General features: G+C 36.8%; 8 protein-coding genes. All 8 read left to right on the forward strand.

Annotation, left to right across the window (positions count from 1 at the left end; translation table 11 throughout):
• The first annotated feature begins 66 nt into the window (after positions 1 to 66).
• Positions 67 to 483 carry a Holliday junction resolvase RuvX gene (gene ruvX, locus PHO71_RS07030; RefSeq protein WP_300200905.1) on the forward strand — a complete coding sequence of 139 codons (417 nt, stop codon included), beginning with the start codon at positions 67 to 69 and terminating at the stop codon, positions 481 to 483.
• Positions 484 to 522: 39 nt separating this feature from the next.
• Positions 523 to 1,077 (forward strand): peptide deformylase, encoded by a 555-nt coding sequence (def, locus tag PHO71_RS07035; RefSeq protein ID WP_300200908.1) that lies wholly within the window; start codon positions 523 to 525, stop codon positions 1,075 to 1,077.
• A 76-nt stretch (positions 1,078 to 1,153) separates the two neighbouring features.
• Entirely contained in the window at positions 1,154 to 3,184 is a 2,031-nt protein-coding gene (locus PHO71_RS07040; protein WP_300200911.1) for a tetratricopeptide repeat protein, read from the forward strand.
• A gap of 82 nt (positions 3,185 to 3,266) precedes the next feature.
• Complete coding sequence (gene thrS, locus PHO71_RS07045; protein ID WP_300200914.1) at positions 3,267 to 5,207, forward strand: threonine--tRNA ligase; 1,941 nt, start codon at positions 3,267 to 3,269, stop codon at positions 5,205 to 5,207.
• Positions 5,208 to 5,278: 71 nt separating this feature from the next.
• Complete coding sequence (gene infC / locus PHO71_RS07050) at positions 5,279 to 5,881, forward strand: translation initiation factor IF-3 (RefSeq protein WP_300200916.1); 603 nt, start codon at positions 5,279 to 5,281, stop codon at positions 5,879 to 5,881.
• 68 nt (positions 5,882 to 5,949) lie between these two features.
• Positions 5,950 to 6,147, forward strand: a complete 198-nt coding sequence (gene rpmI, locus PHO71_RS07055; protein WP_004326827.1) for a 50S ribosomal protein L35 — start codon at positions 5,950 to 5,952, stop codon at positions 6,145 to 6,147.
• Between the two features lie 99 nt (positions 6,148 to 6,246).
• The gene (gene rplT, locus PHO71_RS07060) at positions 6,247 to 6,597 is read left to right on the forward strand and encodes a 50S ribosomal protein L20 (protein ID WP_300200924.1); all 351 of its coding nucleotides are present in this window, start codon (positions 6,247 to 6,249) and stop codon (positions 6,595 to 6,597) included.
• A 359-nt stretch (positions 6,598 to 6,956) separates the two neighbouring features.
• Positions 6,957 to 7,558, forward strand: a 602-nt coding sequence (locus PHO71_RS07065) for an EFR1 family ferrodoxin (RefSeq protein ID WP_300200942.1), incomplete at its 3' end; no start/stop codon positions are given.

Consider the following 7,558-nt stretch of genomic DNA (forward strand, 5'->3'; position numbering starts at 1 on the left):
TTTTTATTATTATTTGATTTGAATAAGGATGTAATTCGAATATAAATCGTATTTTTGTAACCCATTATGAGTAGAATATTAGCCATTGATTACGGTAGAAAGCGTACGGGGATAGCAGTTAGCGATACTTTACAGATGATTGCTAATGGGTTGACTACTGTACCTACGCATCAGCTATTGACGTTTATCCTCGATTATGTATCAAAAGAGCCGGTTGAACGTATTATTGTTGGGCTACCCAAACAAATGAACAATGAAGTTTCGGAGAATATGAAGAATATTGAGCCGTTTGTTCGTACACTTAAGAAAAAGTTGCCTGATATGCCTGTTGAATATGTAGATGAACGATTTACTTCTGTCATGGCCCATAGGACAATGCTGGAAGCGGGACTAAAGAAGAAGGATCGGCAAAATAAGGCATTAGTTGATGAAATTAGTGCAACTATTATTCTGCAAACTTATTTGGAAAGTAAACGTTTTTAATTTAAAATAGTAACTTAATTTTTTAGTAGATTATAAAATATGATTTTACCTATTTATGTATATGGCCAGCCTGTATTAAGAAAGGTGGCAGAGGACATAACACCGGATTATCCGAACTTGAAAGAACTTGTAGCTAATATGTTTGAAACAATGGTAAATGCTGATGGCGTGGGATTGGCTGCACCCCAGATTGGGCTACCGATTCGGGTCGTTACAATTACATTGGATCCGCTTTCGGAGGACTATCCGGAATTTAAAGACTTTAATAAGGCGTATATTAATCCTCATATATTAGAAATTGGCGGTGAAGAAGTGAATATGGAAGAAGGCTGTTTAAGTCTTCCTGGTATTCATGAAACTGTAAAGCGGGGTAATAAAATTCGTGTAAAGTATATGGATAAGAATTTTGTAGAACACGATGAAGAGGTAGAAGGTTATCTGGCTCGTGTGATGCAGCATGAATTTGACCATTTAGATGGTAAAATGTTCATCGATCATTTATCTCCACTTCGTAAGCAAATGATAAAGGGTAAACTGAATACGATGTTGAAAGGAAAAGCACGCAGCTCTTATAAGATGAAACAGGTGAAATAAAGATAAAAAACGTTTATATCCCTGTTAAGTAAACTAAAAGCATTATTTTTGCTACGTTTACAAGTATAAAATGTCGATGATTAGAAAAATACTAACAGCTTTATTACTGTTTCCTACATTTGTATATGCTCAGATAAATACGGAACGAGTGATGACTATTGCTCGGAATGCACTTTATTTTGAGGATTATGTACTTTCTATCCAGTATTTTAATCAGGTAATTAATGCAAGGCCTTATCTGTACGAACCGTATTTTTTTAGAGCCTTAGCAAAAATTAACTTGGAGGATTTTCAGGGAGCAGAAGCAGATTGCGATGCAGCTATCCAACGTAACCCGTTTGTCGTTGGTGCCTATCAAGTTCGTGGATTGGCACGGATTCGCCAAAGCAAATTTGATGGAGCAATCGAGGATTATAAGAAAGCTTTGCATTATGATCCCGAAAATATTTCTTTGTGGCATAATCTGACATTATCTCATATCCAAAAGAAAGACTACGATGCAGCTAAAGAAGATTTAGAGAGCTTGATGAGGGTAGCTCCACGATATACCCGGGCTTATCTTATGAGAGGAGAAGTTTCTTTGCAGAAGAAAGATACAGTTGCCGCCTTAAATGACTTCAATAAAGCCTTAGATTTAGATAAGTATGATCCGGATGCTTGGGCTGCCAGAGCAATTGTACAATTACAGCAGGAAAAATTTGCTGAAGCAGAGGCTGATTTTGATCATGCGATTCATTTGAGTGCAAAGAATGCAGGAAATTATATTAATCGTGCTTTGGCGCGGTTTCATCAAAATAACCTGAGAGGAGCTATGAATGACTATGACTTGGCATTGGATATTGATCCAAATAACTTTATCGGTCATTACAATCGTGGTTTGTTGCGGGCACGTGTAGGAGATGATAATAGAGCTATTGAAGATTTTGATTTTGTGGTTAAGATGGAACCGGATAATATGATGGCTATTTTTAATCGTGGTTTACTTCGTGCTCAAACAGGAGACTACCGTGGAGCTATCAAAGATTATACGACTGTTATCGATCAATATCCAAACTTTTTGGCAGGGTACTATCAACGTTCGGAAGCGCGCAAAAAAATAGGAGATCGTAAAGGAGCTGAACAGGACGATTTCAAGCTTATCAAAACTCAGTTGGATAAGCAGAATGGGGCGATTAACAAAGATGTCGCTCAAAATAAGCAGGATGAGGATAAAGATAAGGAAGAAGAAGAAAAAACTCGAAAAAAATCAGATAAAAATATGAATAACTATCGTAAGATAGTAATTGCTGATGATTCCGAACCCAATCAACGCTATACAAGTGATTATCGCGGGCGTGTACAAGATAAGAATGTGAATATTAAGTTAGAACCCATGTTTGCTTTGACTTACTATGAAAAGATGAGTGATGTAAAACGTTCTGTGAACTTCCATAAGTTTATTGAAGATATGAATCGTTCGGGAATATTTCCCAAACGTATTATCATTACGAATATGGAATCTCCATTGTCGGAAGAACAAGTGAAATTTCACTTCGCTTTGATTGATACACATACATCAGCTATTGTAGAGGATGATAAGAGTGCAGTGAAGCGTTTTGCACGTGCGATTGATTTTTATCTGGTACAAGATTTTTCAAGTGCTGTTTCTGATCTGACTCAATCTATTTTATTAGATGATAAGTTTTACCCTGCTTATTTTATGCGTGCTCTGATTCGTTGCAAACAATTGGAATATCAGAAGGCTGAACAAGTAAATGATGCAGACCTACCTAGTGGTAATACATCTAAAGAAGTAGGTGCTATGGACTATGAGATAGTGAAGAAAGATTTAGATAAGGTTATTTCTTTAGCTCCGGACTTTGTATATGCATATTATAATCGTGCCAATATCTCAGCTATGTTGAAGGACTATCGAGCTGCAATGGCTGACTATGATAAAGCGATAGAATTGAATCCGGATTTTGCAGATGCCTATTTTAATCGTGGCTTAACTCACATTTTCTTAGGTAATAATAAACTGGGTATTTCTGATTTGAGTAAAGCTGGCGAATTGGGCATTGTGTCTGCATATAACGTTATCAAGCGTTTTACAGAACAAACGGAATAACATTTTTTTGATAAAAAACAGAAAACTCAAAAGATTTAGTTACTTTTGCGTTCAAATTATGAAAATATAACATCATCATATTATGATAAAGATAACATTCCCCGATGGATCTGTCCGCGAATATAATGAAGGAGTGAACGGTTTACAGATTGCAGAAAGTATTAGTTCGCGTTTGGCACAAGATGTTTTGGCTTGTGGTGTAAATGGCGAAATATATGATCTGGAACGTCCTATTAATGAAGATGCTAACTTTGTACTTTATAAATGGGATGATGAAGAAGGAAAACATGCGTTTTGGCATACAAGTGCTCATTTATTGGCAGAAGCTTTACAAGAACTTTATCCGGGTATTCAATTTGGTATAGGACCTGCTATCGAAAATGGTTTCTACTATGATGTAGATCCGGGAGAAGCTATAATTAAGGAAAATGATCTTCCTGCCATTGAAGCTAAAATGATGGAATTGGTTGCCAAAAAAGAAGCTGTAGTAAGAAAAAGCATTTCTAAAGATGATGCTTTGAAAATCTTTGGTGATCGTGGTGAAACATATAAATGTGAGTTAATCTCAGAACTGGAGGACGGACGTATTTCCACTTATACACAGGGAGCGTTTACTGATCTCTGCCGTGGTCCTCACTTGATGACAACTGCACCAATTAAAGCTATTAAATTGACAACTGTAGCTGGCGCTTATTGGCGTGGTCATGAAGACCGTAAGATGCTAACTCGTATTTATGGTATCACTTTCCCGAAGAAAAAAATGTTGGATGAATATCTGACGTTGTTGGAAGAAGCGAAGAAGCGTGACCATCGTAAAATTGGTAAAGAAATGCAGTTGTTTATGTTCTCTGAAACAGTAGGTAAGGGGCTTCCGATGTGGTTGCCGAAAGGTACTGCTTTACGTCTACGTCTGCAAGAATTTTTACGTCGTATCCAGACGCGTTACGACTATCAGGAAGTTATTACTCCACCGATTGGGAACAAATTACTATATGTGACTTCGGGTCATTATGCAAAATATGGTAAAGATGCTTTCCAACCGATTCATACTCCTGAAGAAGGAGAGGAGTACTTCTTGAAACCAATGAACTGTCCGCATCATTGTGAGATTTATAAGAACTTTCCGCGTTCTTATAAAGAGCTTCCGTTGCGTATAGCAGAATTTGGTACGGTTTGCCGTTATGAGCAAAGTGGTGAGTTGCATGGATTAACTCGCGTACGTAGTTTTACGCAAGATGATGCACATATCTTCTGCCGTCCGGACCAAGTAAAGGATGAATTCCTTCGTGTGATGGATATCATTTCAATTGTTTTTCGTTCTATGAACTTTGCTAATTTTGAAGCTCAGATTTCATTACGTGATAAAGTGAATCGTGAAAAATACATTGGAAGCGATGAGAATTGGGAAAGAGCAGAACAAGCTATTATTGAGGCTTGTGAGGAAAAAGGGCTGCCTGCTAAGATTGAATATGGTGAAGCAGCTTTCTATGGTCCAAAACTAGACTTTATGGTAAAAGATGCTATTGGTCGTCGTTGGCAGTTGGGAACTATTCAAGTAGACTATAATTTACCGGAACGTTTTGAATTGGAATATATGGGATCTGATAATCTGAAACATCGTCCGGTAATGATTCACCGTGCACCATTCGGATCTATGGAACGCTTCGTTGCTGTGTTGATTGAACACACTGCTGGTAAATTCCCATTGTGGCTGACTCCGGATCAGGTTGTTATTTTGCCGATTAGTGAGAAGTTTAATGAATATGCCGAACAAGTGAAGATGTATTTGAAGATACATGAAATTCGTGCTATCGTTGATGATCGAAATGAAAAGATCGGACGTAAGATTCGTGATAATGAGATGAAACGTATTCCTTATATGCTGATTGTCGGCGAAAAAGAAGCTGAAAATGGTGAAGTTGCTGTCCGTAGACAAGGCGAAGGAGATAAAGGAACCATGAAATTTGAAGAATTTGCTAAAATTCTGAATGAAGAAGTTCAGAATATGATAAATAAATGGTAACTTTGCAGCCGTTTCATGATAAATTATAAGTAATACAATATAAAGATCAAATTAGGAAGTAAACGTTTTTAATGAAGAATGACACTTTAAAAGGGCAATATAGAATCAATGAACAGATTCGTGCCAAGGAAGTCCGCATTGTGGGCGATGATAGCGAACCAAAAGTATATCCTATTTTTCAGGCTTTGAAAATGGCTGAAGAGAAAGAATTGGATCTGGTAGAAATTTCTCCCAATGCTCAACCTCCTGTTTGTCGTATTATTGATTACACTAAATTTCTTTATCAATTAAAGAAACGCCAGAAAGAACAGAAAGCGAAGCAGGTGAAGGTTAATGTAAAAGAAATCCGTTTTGGACCTCAGACAGATGATCATGATTACAACTTTAAGTTGAAGCATGCTAAAGGCTTTTTGGAAGATGGTGATAAAGTGAAAGCTTATGTGTTTTTTAAGGGGCGTTCTATTCTTTTCAAGGAACAAGGCGAAGTGTTGTTACTTCGTTTTGCCAATGACCTTGAGGATTATGCTAAAGTAGATCAGATGCCGATTTTGGAAGGAAAGCGTATGACTATTCAGCTTTCTCCGAAAAGGAAAGATATTCCTAAAAAGCCTGTAGCTTCGAAGCCAGTTGCTCCTACACAGAAAGTAGAGCAGCCAGAAGAAGACGAAGAATAAGAAAGAATGTGTAACGCGCAGGTATAGTGCGTTGCCATCATATATTTAATAATTAAAAAATAAGTAAGATGCCAAAGATGAAGACTAACTCCGGTTCTAAAAAAAGGTTTACCCTTACCGGAACAGGTAAAATCAAAAGAAAGCACGCTTTTCACAGTCACATTTTGACTAAGAAAACTAAGAAGAGAAAAAGAAATCTGTGCTACTCTACAACTGTTGATACAACAAATGTAAGCCAGGTTAAGGAACTCTTAGCAATGAAGTAATCAAAAGCGTACAAAGTATTATTAAAGTATTAACCGAATGCATTAGCTTAAAGTTCGTTGCGTGAAGTAACGGCGCTAACATTCTAAAAAAGTAAAACTATGCCAAGATCAGTAAATCATGTTGCTTCAAAAGCAAGAAGAAAGAAAATTTTGAAATTGACCAGAGGTTACTTTGGTGCAAGAAAAAATGTATGGACCGTAGCTAAAAACACTTGGGAAAAGGGTTTGACTTACGCGTTCCGTGACCGTAGAAACAAGAAAAGAAACTTCCGCGCTCTTTGGATACAACGTATCAATGCTGCTGCACGTCTCGAAGGAATGTCTTATTCTAAATTGATGGGCGGTTTGCACAAGGCCGGTATTGAAATAAACCGTAAAGTTTTGGCTGATTTAGCTACAAACCATCCGGAAGCTTTCAAAGCTGTAGTTGCAAAGGCGAAAGCTGCTTAAGTTTCAACAGTTTATGATTTACAAAGTGTCAGTTGTCTAATGGATAATTGACACTTTTCTTTTATGAGAAAGAGAGAATGGATTAAAAAAAATGTTAGATAGGCAACAAAAATGCTTTTTTTCTTGTTATTCTCATAGAATGTTATTACATTTGTGATACAAAAATATTAGCCGTATCGACTAGATCGGGAAACTCTTCAAATTAATCTGATATACCGAGAAAGCTTCGATCTTCAATGGCGGGCCACATCCTTCGGGATAGCTTTAAGCCGGTGGATTACAAAGGAGACGGGCACTCAAATCTTGTTCTATCAGAGTTTCATCACATCGTCGATGCGGCTTTTTTTATATACTTTCCTATGATATTTTATTTTTCTGGTACAGGCAACTCTAAATGGATTGCTAATCAATTATCTAGTAATCAACAAGAAAATTTAGTTTTTATTACTGAAGCTTTGAAAGACGGGAATATGGAATTCTATTTAAAGAAAGATGAAAAGATAGGGTTTGTCTTTCCTGTTTATTCTTGGGCTCCTCCCGAAATTGTATTGCGTTTTATCAAGCAAATGTCACTAAAGAACTATCAAGGTCAGTATCTTTTCTTTGTATGTTCTTGTGGTGATGATACTGGGCTTACTCAGCAGGTTCTTGTGAAAGCTTTGTTATTGAAAGGATGGAAATGTCATGCCGGTTTTTCTGTGATTATGCCTAATAATTATGTGTTGTTTCCTGGATTTGATGTTGATGGTAAGGAACTGGAACAGAAAAAACTGGAGGATGCTATACCGGAACTTAATGGAATTAATGAATTAATAAATAGAAAAGAGATTGTTTTCTCTTGTAAAGAGGGGAGTATTCCTTATATTAAGACTAGAATTATTAATCCTTTATTTAATCGCTTTCAAATGTCTCCTAAGAACTTTTGGACGACAGATAAGTGTATTGGATGTAAACGTTGTGA

It is taken from the genome of Bacteroides sp., assembly GCF_028690125.1.
Lineage (GTDB): Bacteria > Bacteroidota > Bacteroidia > Bacteroidales > Bacteroidaceae > Bacteroides.